Here is an 18,339-nt window from a genome sequence, read left to right as displayed (position 1 = left end):
GAGTAGAATATTATGAATTTATTGAAGACGAGCTTCTTATCTGGAATTGCAACTTTGATTAAAATGGCTTCAAATTTAATAATAAATAAAATAATAGCTATATATATTGGACCATCTGGAATTGCCCTGATTGGGCAATTCCAGAATATATTAAATTCACTAGTAACACTGGGATCAGGTGGGATTTCTTCCGGAATTACAAAATATATTTCAGAATATAATGGTGATATAAAAAAAAGGAATCAGTTTATTCAATCTAGTTTGGTGATAACTATTTGTTGCTCACTTTTGATTGGAGTACTTATTTTTATTTTTCAAGAATGGTTAGCTGTATATTCTTTATCTAATGTGAATTATAAGGGTATTTTTGTTGTTTTAAGTGTTAATTTGTTATTTATAAGTTTGAATACGTATTTACTAGCTCTTTTAAATGGATTAAAAGAAATAAAGATATATATCGGAGCAAATATTTTAGGTAGTATAATTTCGTTAGTATTAAGTACGTTTTTAACAATATTTTATGGTTTATATGGTGCATTAATTGCACTTATATTAGTCCAATCAATAGTGGTTATTGTAACAGGGTTTTATTTTTATAAGAAAAAGGTTATTGGGGATTTTAATTGGGAATTTGCTTATTCAAAGGTAATTTATAAGAAGTTTTTTCAGTATTCATTAATGTCTTTAACTACAATGTTATGTGTTCCTATTACACAATTAGTTATTCGTAATATGATTATTGAAAAAGTTTCTTTACAGTATGCTGGATATTGGGAAGCGATGAATCGGATATCAAGCATGTATTTATTAGTAGTTACAACAGCCCTAACAACGTATTATTTACCAAGGTTATCGGAGATAAAAAAAGTTAAAGAATTAAAAGAAGAAATCAGAAAAAGTTATCGCTTAGTGTTGCCATTTGTGTTCATTAGTTGTGTTTTAATATACTACATGAAAGATATTATAATATCGATTCTCTTTACAAAAGAATTTTATGAGATGAGAGATTTATTTCTATATCAATTAATAGGAGATTTCTTTAAAATGGCTAGTTGGATTTTAGGCTTTTTAATGATCGCAAAAGCTATGACAAAAACATTTATTATCACAGAAATTATCTCCTCCGTGATATATATATCATCATCACACATATATATATATTATTTTCCTGAAATTGGGGCTACTATTGCATATACAACAACATATGTAGTGTATTTCTTTTTGATGGTGATAATTTATAAAAAAATTATACTAAAAAATTTTTTGAAAGTAGGAATTAATAATTGAGTGCACTTGTTTCAATTTGTACACCTGTCTATAATCATGAATTGTACTTAGAGGATTACTTTAAATCTATAACTAAGCAAACTTACAAAAATATAGAATTAATTTTAATTAATGATAATTCTACTGATAATTCGCATAGAGTTATTTTGGAGTGGATGAATGAACTTGAGAATAGGTTTTCTAGAGTTACCTATATTAATAGAACTGTGAATAAGGGCCTTATTTATAATTGTAATCAAGCTATTGAACTATCTATGGGGGAATATATATATATATTTGCTTCAGATGATATGATGCATGAGACAAATATAGAATTTAAGGTTAGTGAACTGGAAAGAGATTCAGAGATTGGCTTAGTATATAGTGATGGTTTTATTATAAAAGAAAAGGCTTCAATTTTTGACGTGAATAATAATATTATTAGTAGATTTAGCGAGGAGCAAAATTTATATAAAGGCAATGTATTTCAGGAACTAATTGATTTTGGTTCATTTATTCCCGCACCTTCTGTTCTTTTAAGGAAATCTATATTGGAAGAATTAGGTGGATATAGTTCGGATTATGTATTTGAAGACTATCAAATGTGGTTGAAAATTGCCTTTAAATATAAGATAGCTTTGATAGAACAACCTTTAATTTATTATAGACTATGTAGTGGATCGCTAAGTAGAGAACCTCAAAAGTTTATACGAATGATAAGAGATCAAGAGAAGTTATTGTTAAATTTAGAATCGAAATTTAACAATATTGATATTTCTAGAGGATTACACTCAGTATATAGTGATGGGATTAAGGGGAGTTTTAATTATAATTTAGTAGAAGATTTTCGTTATTATTATAATAAGTTTGAAAAAAAATCTTTAAAATATAAAATTAAGAATTTAATTATATCTATACCTCTTATATATTGGAGCTATGATAAGCTTAAAGGGTTTTATAAAAAAATAAGGGTATAGAATTTTCTAGATTTTATTAGAGGGAATACTTATGAAAAAGAAAAAGATTTTATTTATTATGACTGATATGTCTATAGGTGGTGGACCTAAGACATTAATAGATTATTTAAAAGGATTAGATAAACAAAAATATGATATTACTTTATATTTAATTGTAAATGATGGTGAATTACTTAATGAGATTCCTAACGAGATTAGAGTTGAATCATGTATTTCGAATGGAAATGGCAACATATTGAGAGCGTATAAAAAACTAAGGCTATTTTTTAGTAAGAAGCAGATAAAACAGACATTTCAGGGGTATGATTTAGTTGTTGGTTATACTGAGTATTATCCGACGTATATAGTTGCCAAAATTAATAAATATTTAGGAATCAGATCCATTTCATGGATACATACAGATTTGAGTAAAAATCCAACCAATTTTTTAAAAAGAATAATTCATAAAAAAATAGGGAATAAGTTATACCTATATATAGATAAAGTAATATGTGTATCTAAAAATATTAGCGAAAAAGTCAAAGAGATTTATCCACTTCCTTTTAAAGGGGATAAGCTCGAGGTGATATACAATCCCAATAATTATAATGACATAGCCCTAAAAGCGATGATGGACATTGAGTTGAAAATGAAAAATAAATATAAGATAGTTTTTGTAGGAAGGTTATCTTCAGAAAAAAATATAGGATTACTGTTAGAGGCTGTAAGTAGTACCCAGAAAAATTATGATGTTAAGTTATTAATTATTGGTGAAGGTGATGAAAAAGGGAACTTAGTAGAATTATCTAAATCCTTAGGGATAGAGGATAGAGTCGCTTTTTTAGGGTATCAAAAAAATCCATATCCATATATAAAACAAAGTGATGTTTTTGTACTACCATCAAATACCGAGGCGTTACCAGGCGTTTTAATTGAGGCATTATCATTAAATGTACCTGTAATAGCTAGTAATGTTGGGGGAGTAAATGAAATAGTAAACCATATGGAAAATGGAATTCTATTTGAAAAACAAAACAAAGAAGAACTAGTAAATGCTATGGATTATATTTTTAGGGATTTTAAAAATAAAGAGAAATTTTTATATAACTGCACAAATGATTTATGGAAGTTTGATAGTAAAAATTCTTTTGAGCAAATAGAAAGTATATTTAACAAGGAGATATAGCATGTTTTTTAATAAATATGTAATACCTTTTTTATTAGTTTTTGTATTTTTATATGATATACGTCCTATAGTTTTTGGAAAGGTAATCAACATTCCATTGGTAATATTAGGATTTTTTTTCTTGAAGTATATAATTGATAATTGTAAAGGATATAATATTGAGCATATCAAAATTATAATTTGTCTAGGATTATTTATTTTGGTTGCTATTTTACAAATATTATTTCAAGCACCTCCTCATGGTGATCGAGGGCTGACTTATTATTTTGTTGAAATAAGTATATTATTTATAGGTATGGCTGGTGTTATTGATAGTTATTATGTGAAATTGAGGAATAAATATACCTTTTTAAACATCATTATTTTCACTGGGTTTATACAGTCCTTAATTTCTTTAGCAATGTTTTTTAATGAAAATATTAGAAATTTAATTGCTAATAATTTTCTTAGTGATGCGATAGTGTTTATGCAAAACAATGAAATGAGAGGGTATGGATTAGCGTTAGCTACTACATTCTCGTTAACCATAGTACAATCTATTATATTATTCTTTATTGTCTATATGTTAAAACAAATTCAATTAAAGTATGTAATGATTTATTTAATAGCTTATGTGCTTATAGCTATTAGTGTAATGCTAGCAGGTAGGACTGGTAGTATAGGTATAGCACTTTCATTAATTATAGTTTTTATAAAAACTATAATAGGTGAAAAAAAAGAAAATTACAGGTTATTTTTAGGTTCTTTAATAATAATAATGGTAGGGATAGTTCTTGCAGTATCTATCTTAGTAGATCAAAATAGTCCGTATTTCCTATGGTTTCAATGGGCCTTTGAGATATTGTATAGCTTTGGGGGCACTGGAAAAGTAAGTACGAGTAGTACCAATGAGCTTCTAGAGATGTATAAAACGTTGCCCGATAATGCTAAAACATTTATTTTTGGAGATGGTCGGTTAATAGGAGATACTTATAATTATTGGTTTGAATCATTTTCCTATTATAAAAATATAGATGTTGGATATCTAAGATTAATGTTTTATTTTGGGATAGTTATGACTATAGGGTTTTATGGGTTTTATATCTTTTTAATACAAAGAGCTTTTAAATATAATTTATTTTCTATGAGTATTGCTACTACCATAAGTATTTATCTTTTAATAATTGAAATGAAGGGTTTATTTTTAATAAATTTAAATGTGAATTTACTTATATTTTGTTTCTATTTAATTTATTTAAAAAAGAAGCAAGAAAATGTTAAGTTTTAAAAGTAGGTAATTTTAGTTAAGAGGTAATGTCAAATGAGAATTTATATAAATGGTAGATTTTTAACACAAAAAACTACGGGGGTTCAAAGGGTAGCGGAAGAACTTGTAAAGGAAATAGATGTATTATTAAATACACTTAAATGTGAAAATGAATTAGAGGTTATTATTTTAGTACCAAAAGATACAATTAAGACATTGAAGTTAGAAAATATAAAAATAAAAAAAATAGGTATTTTAAAAGGGCATTTGTGGGAACAATTAATTCTACCTATTTATACTCAAAATAATATACTTATAAACTTTTGCAATACAGGACCAATATATAAAAAAAATCAAATTGTAATGATTCATGATGCCGCAGTATGTACTTATCCAGAAGGCTTTTCAAAAGCATTTTTATTATGGTACCGTTTTTTATATAGCAAATTGTCGAAATCAGCTAAAAAAATTATTACAGTTTCAAATTTTTCGAAAAGAGAACTAGTTAGTTATTTTCCTAGTATGAAATCTAAAATAGATGTTATTTACAATGGAATAGATCATATTTGGGAAAGAAAACCCGAGGAAAGTATTCTAGAAAAACACCAGTTGACATCAGGGGAATATATTTTAGCTGTAAGTAGTATGAACCCTAATAAAAACTTTAAAGTCATTGCAGAAGCAATGACTAGTATGACAAGTCTTAAGGCACAAGTTGTTATTGTTGGAGGAAAACAATCAAAAGTTTTTGCAAATGAAAATATGGAATCCGACCAGGATATTATATGGACGGGATATGTTAGTGACGAGGAGTTGGTCACATTATATAAAAATGCAAAAGTATTTTTATTCCCTTCAATATATGAGGGATTTGGATTACCTCCATTAGAAGCAATGGCGATGGGGTGTCCGGTTATCGCTTCTAACGCTGCTTGCATCCCTGAAATATGTGGTGAGCATGCCACATATTTTGATCCAACCAATGCGAATGACCTTGCAGAAAAAATCCAATTAGTTGATCAATCGAAAAGTTCGAATTCGAAAAAAGAGGCGCAGCAATTTGTGGAGAAATATAATTGGAATGATGCAGCTATGAAGCTATTAGAGCATATAAAGATGTTATAGGAGAATTTTAAAATGAAAATAGCAATAGTTCATGACTGGCTTGTAACATACGCTGGTGCAGAAAAAGTATTAGAGCAGATGCTTGAAGTATTTCCAGAAGCAGATTTGTTTAGTTTAGTAGATTTTTTAGATGAAAAAGAGCGAGGATTTATTAAGAACAAAGAGGTTAGTACAACATTTGTTCAGAAGTTACCTTTCGCGAAGAAAAAATACAGAAATTATCTTCCTTTAATGCCTTTGGCTATTGAACAGTTAGATTTATCAAAGTATGATGTTATCCTTTCTAGTTCTCATGCTGTAGCAAAAGGGGTTTTAACAGGACCAGATCAGTTGCACATATCTTATGTACATTCACCTATTCGTTACGCATGGGATTTACAGCACCAATATTTAAAAGAAGCAAAATTAGAAAAAGGTCTTAAGGGACTGTTAACAAAATCTATTTTACATAAAATAAGAAATTGGGATTACCGTACTGCAAATGGCGTAGACTACTTTGTAGGTAATTCGAAGTTTATCGGACGTAGAATATGGAAAGTGTATAGAAGAGAATCGGATGTTATTTATCCACCTGTTGATATCTCTGCATTTACACTGCATGAACAAAAAGAAGATTTTTATGTGACTGCATCACGTATGGTGCCATATAAGAAAATTGATTTAATTGTTGAAGCATTTGCCCATATGCCAGATAAAAAATTGATTGTAATTGGTGATGGACCGGATTTTGAGAAGGTGAAGGCAAAGGCTAAAGCGAATGTCCAGATTTTAGGGTATCAATCATTTGAGGTGTTGAAAGAACACATGCAGCGTGCAAAAGCATTCGTCTTTGCTGCAGAAGAGGATTTTGGTATTACACCAGTGGAGGCACAGGCTTGTGGTACACCTGTTATTACATATGGTAAGGGTGGAGCTACAGAAACTGTTTTAGATTTAAATCATGAGAAACCAACTGGTCTATTCTTTAAAGAGCAGACTATTGAAAGTATTGTTGAGAAGGTTAAAGAATTTGAACAAAGCTATGATAAGTTTACTCCATCTAATTGTAGAGAGAATGCTATAAGATTTTCGCCAGAAAGATTTAGAGAAGAGATTAGAAGTATTGTAGAGGAAAAATATAAAGAAAAATTTCTAGGGTGAGGAGATAATATCTTCACCTTTTTTTATTTTTTGTAAGGGAGTGGAAATATGAAATTAATATTATTATCTGGTGGTTCAGGAAAACGTTTATGGCCATTATCAAATGATTCGCGTTCTAAGCAATTTTTAAAAGTACTTAAAAATGAGAATGATGAAATGCAATCTATGGTTCAAAGGGTATGGGGACAATTAAAAAGCTTAGGGATTGAAAATGATGCAGTTATTGCTACAAGTAAATCTCAAGTAGATATGATTAATAGTCAGTTAGGAAATGATGTACCTATTATCATTGAACCAGAGCGTCGTGATACATTTCCGGCAATTGCTCTTGCAGCTTCATATTTATACTCTAAAGAGCACGTTGATTTGAATGAGGTTGTAGGTGTATTACCTGTAGATCCATACGTAGAAAATAGTTTCTTTGAAAGGTTACTAGATTTAGAGAAAGCACTAAACTCTTCAAATGCAGATTTAGGTTTAATGGGGGTTACACCTACATATCCATCCGAGAAATATGGTTATATTGTTCCCAATGTAGAGGCAAGTACACAGGAAATTATTCAAGTAAGTCATTTTAAAGAAAAGCCAGTAACTGCAGAAGCTGAAGGATTGCTAAAACAAAATGCACTTTGGAATTGTGGTGTATTTGCATTTAAATTAGATAAAATTATCTCCTTATTAGATCAAAAAGGGCTTCCTGTTCAATATGATGTATTAGTCCAACAATATGCAAGTTTACCAAAGATAAGTTTTGACTATGAAGTGGTAGAAAAAACAGAGAATATTATTGCATTACCTTATAATGGTTCATGGAAAGATCTTGGAACTTGGAATACCCTTACGGAAGAAATGGGAACGAACGTCCTTGGTAAGGGAAATATGGGAATTGAATGTGAGCAAAATCATATTATTAATGAGTTAGATATCCCAGTTTCTGTATTAGGCCTTTCTAACATAATTGTAGCTGCTAGCCCAGATGGTATTTTAGTTTCAGAAAAGGACGCAAGCCCTCGAGTGAAAGAATTAGTGGGAGATTGGGATCAAAGACCAATGTATGAAGAGCGTCGCTGGGGATGGTATCGTGTGCTAGATCATACTAAATATGATGATGGGAATGAAGTGTTAACAAAGCGTATAGGTATTACAGCTAGTAAAAATCTAAGCTACCAATACCATAATAATAGAAGTGAAGTTTGGACAATAGTAAAAGGTGAAGGGATTTTTGTATTAGATGATGAAATACGAGTTGTTCGTCCTGGGGATGTATTAGAAATTCAGCCGAGGCAAAAACATGCGATTAAGGCTGTTACAGATTTAGAATTTATTGAAGTGCAATCAGGTAGCGAATTAGTTGAGGAAGATATTGTTCGGATTTATATGCAATGGAATGAAATAGAGGAAGTTTGTTATTTAAAGAAGTAAAAATTAGTAGTAAGTGCAACTAGAGGTGGAGTTATTTTGTATAAAGAACCATTATTTTTTCAACCAGTGTTACAGGAGCGGATTTGGGGGGGGGAATCTTTAAAAGGATTTAACTATGAGTTACCTTCACAAACTACCGGTGAGTGCTGGGGAATTTCTGCTCATTTAAATGGACCAAGTATTGTAAAGAGCGGTAAATATAAAGGTTTAACGTTAAAGCAACTATGGGATGAACATAGAGCATTATTCGGTAACTATCAAGCTGATCAGTTTCCGTTATTAACTAAAATTTTGGATGCAAAAAAGGATTTATCTGTACAAGTACATCCAAATGATGATTTTGCAAATATTCATGAAAACGGTGAGTTAGGGAAAACAGAGTGCTGGTATATTATTGATTGTAAAAAAAATGCTGAAATGGTGTACGGGCATACTGCTCAAACTAAAGAAGAATTTAAGGGTATGATTGAGAATAATGAGTGGAATCGATTGCTACGTCGAATACCAATTAAGCCTGGTGATTTTTTCTATGTACCAAGTGGAACTATCCATGCTTTATGTGAAGGAACATTAGTGTTGGAAACGCAGCAAAGTTCAGATACTACATACCGTGTTTATGATTATGATCGTGTTGGTGTTGATGGAAATAAGCGAGAACTACATGTTGAAAAATCAATTGCTGTATCGATGATTCCTCATGAGGATTATAAGGTTTATCCTGAAATTAAAAAAGAGAATGGCGCCATCATCACTAAATATGTACAAGAAAAGTATTTTTCGGTTTATAAATGGGAGATTCGAATGGAAGCATCTTTTCAACAGAATCAACCATTTCAATTAGCCAGTGTAATTGAAGGTGAAGCGACGTTAAGAACCGTAAGTGGGGAATTTAGTATAAAAAAAGGAGATCATTTTATTCTTCCAGCCGGAATTGAAAGTTTTGTTATAAAAGGAAATGTGACTTTGATTGTTTCTCATCCATAGAATAGGTCACATTAATTTTATGATTTAGCTTTATCATTTATTGTTATTGCTATAATATAATGAAGAGGTCTTAGTATTTTATTTGTAATTATAAGCAAAGAGGGTATAAGAATGAAAAAGAAAATTTTATTTTGGATTCTCGGTATAATAGGTGTGCTCATTATTGGAGGAGGAGCATATGCTTATCATGTTTACTCTAACGTAACTAATACATTGGATGCAGTTCATAAGCCATTAGATCGTGATAAATCTGATAAACGTTCAGAAAAAGTTGATGTAGCTGATAAAAAGCCTATTTCCATTTTAATGATGGGTGTAGATCAACGTGGTGAAGATCAGGGGCGTTCGGATTCTTTAATGTTATTTACGCTAAATCCCGCTAAAAAATCGATGAAGATTACAAGTATTCCACGCGATTCTTATACAGAGATTATAGGAAAAGGAAAGAAAGATAAGATTAATCATGCTTATGCTTTTGGTGGGATTAATATGACGGTAAAAACAGTAGAAAATTTCTTGAATATTCCTGTTGATCACTATATTGAAGTGAATATGGAAGGATTTAAAGATATTGTAGATGCTGTTGGTGGAGTAGATATTAATAATGATATGGACTTTACAATTGATGGCGTTCATTATGCAAAAGGTGAGTTGCATTTAAATGGAGAAAAAGCATTGCTATATTCTAGAATGAGATATCAAGATGCTCGCGGTGACTTTGGTCGTCAAATGCGCCAACGTCAAGTAATCCAAGCAGTAATTAAAAAGGGTGCAAGTGTATCTTCTTTGGCAAACTATGGTGACGTATTAAAAGCAATCGAGAAAAACGTAAAAACAAGTCTAACTCAAGATCAAATGTTTGATATTCAAAAGAACTATAAAGATTGTATACAGAACAGTGAAGAAATCCAAATCCCAGGTGACGGTCACAAAGCCGCTGACGGTATTTGGTACTACTATGTTCCAGATGCAGCAAAACAAGATTTAACAAACAAGTTAAAAGCGCATCTTGAATTGACTAAGTAATATGTATTGAACCCAACTCCTTTGGAAGGAGTTGGGTTTATTTTTGCATGAATTTATATTAGTATTATATGTTGTGAGATTAATAGATGAGGTGAATCGATGAATAAGAAATCAGTTCTTGTCCTTTTCATTTTTGTACTGTTTGTTGCTTCGGTTGTGAGCGGTAAATTGTATTGGAATAAGAAAGTTGCGAATGCAACAGGGCAAACGAGCGAAGTAACGAAGACAAAGGCTGAAGTGAAAGATAGCGGAGCGAAGAAAGAAGAGAAAAAAGAAGATGCAAAGGCATCTTTTAATGAAGCATACGCAAAGAACTTGCCAGATGCAGTGAAAGAGAAGTTAAAGAAGGCTGCTGAGGATAAAAAGGCAGTAAATTTTGTTATTGTTGGTGATCAAGCTTCTTCATCTGAAAAAGATGCTTGGGCAGCTAAGTTAACTGCTAATTTAGAGGCTTCTTATGGTAAAGGTATATGGAATGTGACGGTAAAGGAATATAAGGGTGAAAGTACAGAAGAATTAATCGCGAATAAACGTGATAAAGAGATTGCGAAGGACAATCCAGATGTAATTTTATTTGAGCCACCATTTATTACTGATAATAGTAAAACTGGTAATGGAAATTCTGTTGTGAATACACAGAAGTTTGTACAGGCACTGTCTACTAGTGCAAAGGGCGCTACAATTATGATTCAACCACCAAACCCAGTGTATGGTGCGAAGAATTATCCGAAATCGATTGAAGCGTTAAAACAATTTGCGACGCAAAATGGTTATACATATGTTGATCATTGGGGAGCATGGCCTGATGCAACAACGAAAGCAATTTTACCGTACTTACAAGAGGAGTTCGGTTTCCCAAGTGCTAAAGGGCATGAAGTTTGGGCACAATATGTAACGGATTATTTTGTAGCTAAGTAATGAATGATATATAAAATGTATACGAGAAATCGTATACATTTTATAATAAGAAAGTAATTAAGAAATCCTAGTATATATGTAGGAAGAAAACAATGAATTCAATCTTAATCTGCGGCGGAGCGGGCTATATCGGTTCTCACGCTGTGAAAAAATTAGTAGACGAAGGTTTATCTGTAGTAGTAGTAGATAACTTACAAACTGGTCATGAAGATGCGATTACGGAAGGTGCGAAGTTTTATAAGGGTGACCTTCGTGATAAAGCATTTTTAAGAGATGTTTTTAAACAAGAAAATATCGAGGCGGTTATGCATTTTGCGGCTGATTCTTTAGTTGGAGTTAGTATGGAGAAGCCTCTTCAATATTATAATAACAATGTGTTCGGTGCACTTTGCTTGCTAGAAGTAATGGACGAGTTTAAAGTAGATAAGTTTATTTTCTCTTCTACTGCGGCGACTTATGGTGAGGTAGATGTAGACCTTATTACTGAGGAAACGATGACAAATCCGACGAATACGTACGGAGAGACGAAGTTAGCGATTGAGAAGATGCTTCATTGGTATAGCCAAGCTTCAAATTTACGTTATAAGATTTTCAGATACTTTAATGTGGCTGGTGCAAATCCAAGTGGTATTATTGGGGAAGATCATCGCCCAGAGACACATTTAATTCCTCTTGTTTTACAAGTGGCGTTAGGTCAACGTGAGAAGATTATGATGTTTGGTGATGATTATAATACACCAGATGGTACTTGTATCCGTGATTATATTCATGTTGAAGATTTAGTGGCAGCTCATTTCTTAGGGCTTAAGGACCTGCAAAATGGTGGAGAAAGTGATTTCTACAATTTAGGAAATGGTAATGGCTTCAGTGTGAAAGAAATTGTTGATGCAGTTCGTGAAGTTACGGATCATGAGATTCCAGCTGAGGTAGCGCCACGTCGTGCAGGAGATCCAGCGCGCTTAGTAGCTTCTTCTCAAAAGGCGAAAGAGAAGTTAGGATGGAATCCTGAGTATGTAAATGTAAAGACGATTATCGAGCATGCGTGGAATCGGCATCAGAAGAAACCTAATGGTTATGAGAAATAATAATTTTTAAAACCTCAAAAGTAGTTTTTTGACTACTTTTGAGGTTTTTTTGTGTATATAAAAATGAACAAATTCCAAACAATAAAATCCATCGATTCACTAATCTACCAATATGTTATGATAAATACACTAAGTTAGTAACGTACTGTTTGTAAAGGATAGAAGAGACAGGTGAAGCAGATGAATAAAAGGCAACAGGAAATTTTACATGTTTTATTATCTGAGCCGAATGAGTATTTGTTAGTGCAGGAGCTTGCTGATAGGGTAGGCTGTTCTGAGAAGACGATTCGCAATGACTTTAAAGTGATTGAGGAGTATTTAGAAAGGTATTCAGATGCAATTCTTATTCGGAAACCGGGTTTAGGTGTGTATTTAGAGATTAAGGATTATGATAAGTCGAATTTGTTCAATAGACTGTATGCTGTAAGACAGGATATAAGTTATGAATCAGATGAAGAGAGATTATTGCAAATTGCGTACAGCTTGTTGATGAGTGTCAAAACGGTTACGGTACAGGAGCTTGCCATGCGATATTTTGTCAATCGAGCTACGATTAAGAAGGATTTAGATAAAATTGAAAAGTGGTTTGAGGAACTGGAATTAGAGTTAATTTCAAAGCAAAGGGTAGGATTAACAGTAGAAGGAGAAGAGAGAAGTAAGAGGAAAGCGTTAGCTAAACTGTCCGATTTAATTCATAGTCAGGAATTAATGAATCAATTTATTAAAAAGCAATTTTTGTATCATGAAATTGAATTTGTAATAACTGAATTGAAAGCGTTACAAAAAAGATATTCTACATTTTTTACAGATGATACGTTAGAAAATCTTTTATTACATACATTGATTATGGTTCGAAGAATGAAGTTAAAACAACCAATTTCAATGCCTAAAGAGGATTTGAAAATTGTACGAGAGACGAAAGAATACGGATGGACTTTAGACTTTTTAACAAGGTTAGAGTTTGTATTTACAGTCCATTTTACTGAAGAAGAGGTGGCTTATTTAGCCATTCATATTTTAGGAGGGAAATTTCGCTATCAAGATGAATGGGAAAGAAATAAGCTCAATGTGAGTAGTCCTGTGCTTTCGCAAGTTGTATCGCATTTAATAGAGCGTATGTCTAGTTTGAATGAAATCGATTTCGGGAAGGATAAATTTTTATTAGAAGGATTGCAGATGCACCTGTATACGGCATTAAATCGTTTGCAATATAATCTTTCTGTTTCTAATCCAATGCTTCATGAAATTAAGCGAATGTATCCGTATATGTTTGATATGTTAATCCATGAGTTGGATGATATAAATAAAATATTAAATTTACAAATTCCTGAGGAAGAAGCGGCGTATATTACTTTACATTTTCAGGCAGCGATGGAGCGTTTAAGTGATAAAAAGGTATCGAAAAATGTAATTATTGTTTGTCATATGGGAATAGGAATGTCGCAATTATTACGGACAAAAATTGAAAGAAAGTTTCGGTATGTTCATGTGATGGATTGTATAGCAAAGTCCGATTTAGAAGAGTATTTGATGAAAAATCAGAAGGTAGAGCTTATAATTTCTACGATTGATCTTCCACAGTTAAAGATTCCTCATTATGTCGTATCTCCTTTATTAGAGCAGAGTGAAGAAAATAAATTAGAGGATTTTATGAAGAAGTTAGATGAACCACTTTCTAATGAAAATAAGGACTTTGTGTTATTGAATTACACGACTCCTTTTCTGGTCTTCCTACAACAAGAAGTAGAACATCGTTATGAATTAATTGAAAGATTAGCGAAATCTCTTTATGAAAAGGGATATGTAGAGAGAGAGTATATTGAAAATGCAATTGCTAGAGATAGAATGTCAGCAACGACAATTGGAGCAGGAGTCGCCATCCCACATGGAAGTCCTAAGCTAATTAAACAATCCGTAATTGCAGTCGCTACGCTTAAGGAACCATTGGATTGGGGAGTAGAGAAGGTATCGCTTGTATTTATGCTGGCGGTTAAGAGTGATGGAAAGGAAGTTACGAAACAACTATTTCATGAGCTATCTTTTATAAGTGAGCAACCTATTTTTGTTCAGAAGCTTATAAAGGAAACGAATATAATGAAATTTTTATCTCATTTGAGATATGAATAGGTAAGGCGAGAAGCCTTGCCTATTTTGTTTGCTTCGGTAAAAAAGTGTTTTTTCCGGAGGTTACGGTAAAAAAGAAAACTTTTATGAATCAAATATTGATATATATTACTTGTAGGCGCTTACATAAGGTTGAGGAGGATTAAAATGAAAGTACTAGCGATTACATCGTGTCCAAATGGGATTGCCCATACTTATATGGCTGCAGAAAACTTACAAAAAGCAGCAGATAAATTAGGAATTCAAATGAAAGTTGAAACACAAGGTGGTATAGGTGTTGAAAATGAACTTACTGAGCAAGAAATTCGTGAAGCAGATGGCATCATTATAGCTGCAGATCGAGTAGTAAATAAAGATAGATTCGTAGGTAAAAAGCTACTAGTTGTAGGAGTTAAAGACGGTATTCGTAAACCGGAGGAGCTAATTCAAAACATAGTAGATGGTAATGTTCCTGTTTATCATTCGGATGTGAAAAAAACAGGAAATGATTCACAAGGAAGAAAACAAAATCCAATATACCGTCATTTAATGAATGGTGTATCGTTCATGGTTCCTTTCATTGTGGTAGGGGGATTATTAATTGCAATTGCATTAACACTTGGTGGTGAGAAAACGCCTGGTGGTTTAGTAATACCAGAAGGGTCTTTTTGGAAAACAATTGAGCAAATAGGTGGAGCTTCGTTTGCATTTATGGTTCCAATTCTAGCTGGATATATTGCTTATAGTATAGCTGATAAACCTGGACTTGTTCCTGGTATGATCGGCGGATATATCGCGGCAACGGGAAGTTTTTATGGTAGCGAGAGTGGAGCTGGCTTCTTAGGAGGAATTATCGCAGGTTTCTTAGCCGGTTATGTAGCTTTAGGAATTAAAAAGTTAAAAGTACCAAAAGCGCTACAACCAATTATGCCAATTATTATCATTCCGGTATTTACATCGCTTATTGTTGGTTTAGCCTTTGTATTTATTATAGGTGCTCCTGTAGCACAAGTATTTGAATCATTAACGGCTTGGTTAGCGGGTATGCAAGGTTCAAGTTCAATTCTTTTAGCATTAATCTTAGGGGCAATGATTTCATTTGATATGGGTGGTCCGGTAAATAAAGTAGCATTCTTATTTGGTTCTGCAATGATTGGAGAAGGGAATTATGAAATTATGGGGCCGATTGCAGCGGCAATTTGTATTCCACCAATCGGGATGGGACTTGCTACATTTATAGGAAAGAACAAATTTCAAGAGTCAGAAAGAGAAATGGGGAAAGCCTCATTTACGATGGGCTTATTCGGTATTACAGAAGGCGCTATTCCGTTTGCAGCGCAGGATCCATTACGTGTGATTCCAAGTATTATGGCTGGCTCAATGACTGGTGCTGTTATTGCAATGATTGGTAATGTGGGTGATAGAGTAGCACATGGTGGTCCAATTGTCGCTGTACTGGGAGCAGTGGATAATGTATTTATGTTCTTTGTTGCTATTATTGTAGGTTCTACTGTAACAGCAGTCGTTGTGAACGTATTAAAGAAAGATATTTCAAAAGTTGAAGAAATACAAGAATCAAAAGAAATGAAAGAAGTTTCAGCAACAAAGGAAGTAGCAGAAGTTCAAGAGCAAGTAATAGAAAAGAAAGCCGAAAAGGTAGAAATTCAGAAGTTAACAGATATAACGAGTTTAGAGCTTATTGATATTAACCTAGCGGGAGAGACACGTGACGATATTATTGATGAAATGATTGGGAAATTAAATACTATAGGTGCTTTACATTCTGACTCGGAATTTAAGAAAGCTATTATGAATCGTGAAGAAGAGAGCACTACGGGAATTGGAATGAATATTGCGATTCCTCATGGGAAGTCAGATGCAGTAAAAAAACCGAGTGTTGTATTTGGAATTAAACAATCGGGAGTAGATTGGAAAAGTTTAGACGGAACGGATGCAAAATTAATATTTATGATTGCAGTTCCGAAAGAGAGTGAAGGAAATGAACATTTGAAGATTCTTCAAATGCTTTCACGAAAACTTATGGATGATAGTTATAGAGAGAGATTAATATCCGTCCAAACGAAAGAGGAAGCACATAAATTATTAGATGACATCGTATAAAATGGAGGATTTTAATCATGACAGAACCGTTATTTTTTGCACCCGTTTTTAAAGAAAGAATTTGGGGTGGTACGAAATTAACTTCTTTCGGATATGAAATACCATCAGAACAAACGGGTGAATGTTGGGCATTTTCCGCACATCAGAACGGACAAAGTGTAGTGAAGAAGGGAGAATATAAAGGTTTATCTTTAGGACAATTATGGAATGAACATCGAGAGTTATTTGGAAATATGGAGGGGGATCGATTCCCTCTTCTTACAAAAATTTTAGATGCAAATCGAGATTTATCTGTCCAAGTACATCCAGATGATGAGTATGCACGTATAAATGAAAATGGTGAGCTAGGAAAAACTGAATGTTGGTATGTTATTGATTGCAAAGAGGATGCTGAGATTATTTATGGGCATCATGCAAAGACAAAGGATGAACTAGTAGATATGGTTGAACAAGGGGAGTGGGACAAGCTATTACAACGTGTAAAAGTGAAGCCAGGTGATTTTTTCTTTGTTCCGAGTGGAACTGTTCATGCAATTGGTGAAGGCATTTTAATATTAGAAACGCAACAAAACTCTGATACTACTTATCGATTATACGATTATAATAGGAGAGATTCAGAGGGAGAATTACGTGAACTGCATCTTGAGAAAAGTATTGAAGTGATAGAAACACCATTTGTTTCAGACCAACGAACTGTTCAATATGAAAAAATAGAGGATTTACATGTAACAACGTTTATGGAGTGCTCTTATTTTTCAGTGAGAAAATGGGAGTTAGACGGAGTGGTTAACTTGACGCAAAAAAGTCCATTTCTTCTCGTAAGTGTAATAGATGGAGAAGGAGAGTTGGTACATGGAACTGAGAAATATTCATTTGAGCAAGGAGATCATCTCATATTACCAAGTGACTTTGGGGAATATAGGATTGTAGGACGTGCTGAATTTATTATTGCGAGCGTATAAGAGAATATATAACAGGAGAGGGTATCGTCGACAAAATATGTTCGACAATACCCTCTCTTTTTTTGTCTTATTTTTGCTATACTAAACTGTACTATAATACAGGATGGAAGGAGGAGAATGATGAAAATACTTGTAGTAGATGATGAATCGAGTATTCGTAATTTGATTCGGATGCAGTTAGAGATGGAAGGGTATGAAGTATTGACGGCGGCTGATGGGAGAGAAGCTTTAGAGAGATGGAATGAGCAGCCGGATGTACTTATTTTAGATGTGATGCTTCCGGATACGGATGGGTATGAGTTATTACGTTTATTCCGGGAGAAGGATCGTGATATTCCGGTGCTTATGTTGACAGCGAAGAGTCAGATGAATGATAAGTTGCTTGGTCTTCAGCTTGGAGCTGATGATTATGTGACGAAGCCTTTTAATTATGCGGAGCTTATTCTTCGGGTGAAGAATATGAGCCGGCGTGTGAAGAAGGAGGAGGCAACTGTAAGTCATGAAGTAATTCGCGCAGGTGAGTTAGTGATTTGTCCTAAGGAAAGAAAGGTTCATGTGAGTGGACAGGAGATTCAGTTAACGTACCGAGAGTTTAATTTATGTCAGTTGTTTGTTTCAAATCCGCAGCGTGTATTCATGAGGGATGAGTTACTCGAGAAAGTGTGGGGTTTTGAGTATATAGGGAATACGAGAGCGGTTGATATTATGGTGCAGAGGCTTCGAAAGAAACTTGGTTCGAACGGGGAGTATATTAAGACAATTTATGGCGTTGGCTATAAGATAGATTGTTAAGTGGTGA

General features: G+C 33.0%; 15 protein-coding genes. All 15 read left to right on the top strand.

Translation table 11 applies throughout. The annotated features are described in order from the left end of the window. Positions 1–12 precede the first annotated feature (12 nt). The 15 genes from EXW56_RS25130 to EXW56_RS25060 all read left to right on the top strand — a co-directional run bounded on the left by EXW56_RS25130 (position 13) and on the right by EXW56_RS25060 (position 18,332). On the top strand, positions 13–1,287 hold the full coding sequence (locus tag EXW56_RS25130; RefSeq protein WP_215597070.1) for an O-antigen translocase: 1,275 nt from the start codon (positions 13–15) through the stop codon (positions 1,285–1,287). Further along, on the top strand, positions 1,284–2,243 hold the full coding sequence (locus tag EXW56_RS25125) for a glycosyltransferase family 2 protein (protein ID WP_215597069.1): 960 nt from the start codon (positions 1,284–1,286) through the stop codon (positions 2,241–2,243). Before EXW56_RS25130 ends, EXW56_RS25125 begins: the two co-directional genes overlap by 4 nt. A 31-nt stretch (positions 2,244–2,274) precedes the next feature. Then, the gene (locus EXW56_RS25120) at positions 2,275–3,408 is read left to right on the top strand and encodes a glycosyltransferase (protein ID WP_215597068.1); all 1,134 of its coding nucleotides are present in this window, start codon (positions 2,275–2,277) and stop codon (positions 3,406–3,408) included. Position 3,409: 1 nt separating this feature from the next. Then, entirely contained in the window at positions 3,410–4,675 is a 1,266-nt protein-coding gene (locus tag EXW56_RS25115) for a hypothetical protein (RefSeq protein ID WP_215597067.1), read from the top strand. A 33-nt stretch (positions 4,676–4,708) separates the two neighbouring features. Beyond that, positions 4,709–5,779: a glycosyltransferase family 4 protein gene (locus tag EXW56_RS25110; RefSeq protein ID WP_215597066.1), complete on the top strand. Its 1,071-nt coding sequence runs from the start codon at positions 4,709–4,711 to the stop codon at positions 5,777–5,779. A 12-nt stretch (positions 5,780–5,791) separates the two neighbouring features. Continuing rightward, complete coding sequence (locus EXW56_RS25105) at positions 5,792–6,919, top strand: glycosyltransferase family 4 protein (RefSeq protein WP_215597065.1); 1,128 nt, start codon at positions 5,792–5,794, stop codon at positions 6,917–6,919. A gap of 48 nt (positions 6,920–6,967) precedes the next feature. Further along, positions 6,968–8,341: a sugar phosphate nucleotidyltransferase gene (locus EXW56_RS25100; RefSeq protein ID WP_215597064.1), complete on the top strand. Its 1,374-nt coding sequence runs from the start codon at positions 6,968–6,970 to the stop codon at positions 8,339–8,341. A gap of 36 nt (positions 8,342–8,377) precedes the next feature. After that, positions 8,378–9,325 carry a mannose-6-phosphate isomerase, class I gene (gene manA, locus EXW56_RS25095; RefSeq protein ID WP_215597063.1) on the top strand — a complete coding sequence of 316 codons (948 nt, stop codon included), beginning with the start codon at positions 8,378–8,380 and terminating at the stop codon, positions 9,323–9,325. Between the two features lie 111 nt (positions 9,326–9,436). Continuing rightward, complete coding sequence (tagU, locus tag EXW56_RS25090; RefSeq protein ID WP_215597062.1) at positions 9,437–10,351, top strand: polyisoprenyl-teichoic acid--peptidoglycan teichoic acid transferase TagU; 915 nt, start codon at positions 9,437–9,439, stop codon at positions 10,349–10,351. Positions 10,352–10,450: 99 nt separating this feature from the next. Continuing rightward, positions 10,451–11,269, top strand: coding sequence for an SGNH/GDSL hydrolase family protein (locus EXW56_RS25085; protein WP_215597061.1), 819 nt, complete (start codon positions 10,451–10,453; stop codon positions 11,267–11,269). 92 nt (positions 11,270–11,361) lie between these two features. Further along, positions 11,362–12,354 carry a UDP-glucose 4-epimerase GalE gene (galE, locus tag EXW56_RS25080; RefSeq protein ID WP_215597060.1) on the top strand — a complete coding sequence of 331 codons (993 nt, stop codon included), beginning with the start codon at positions 11,362–11,364 and terminating at the stop codon, positions 12,352–12,354. A gap of 180 nt (positions 12,355–12,534) precedes the next feature. Next, positions 12,535–14,481, top strand: a complete 1,947-nt coding sequence (locus tag EXW56_RS25075) for a BglG family transcription antiterminator (RefSeq protein WP_215597059.1) — start codon at positions 12,535–12,537, stop codon at positions 14,479–14,481. 144 nt (positions 14,482–14,625) lie between these two features. After that, a complete protein-coding gene (locus EXW56_RS25070) occupies positions 14,626–16,578 on the top strand; it encodes a PTS fructose transporter subunit IIABC (RefSeq protein WP_215597058.1) in 1,953 nt (650 codons plus the stop codon). A 17-nt stretch (positions 16,579–16,595) separates the two neighbouring features. After that, a complete protein-coding gene (gene manA, locus EXW56_RS25065) occupies positions 16,596–17,540 on the top strand; it encodes a mannose-6-phosphate isomerase, class I (protein ID WP_215597057.1) in 945 nt (314 codons plus the stop codon). A gap of 120 nt (positions 17,541–17,660) precedes the next feature. Next, positions 17,661–18,332: a response regulator transcription factor gene (locus EXW56_RS25060; protein ID WP_002198808.1), complete on the top strand. Its 672-nt coding sequence runs from the start codon at positions 17,661–17,663 to the stop codon at positions 18,330–18,332. The last annotated feature ends 7 nt before the right edge of the window (positions 18,333–18,339 follow it).

It is taken from the genome of Bacillus mycoides (genome assembly GCF_018742245.1).
GTDB classification, from domain to species: domain Bacteria; phylum Bacillota; class Bacilli; order Bacillales; family Bacillaceae_G; genus Bacillus_A; species Bacillus_A cereus_U.
The sequence above is the reverse complement of the archived record's forward strand: the minus strand, read 5'-3'. Positions and strand labels throughout refer to the sequence as shown.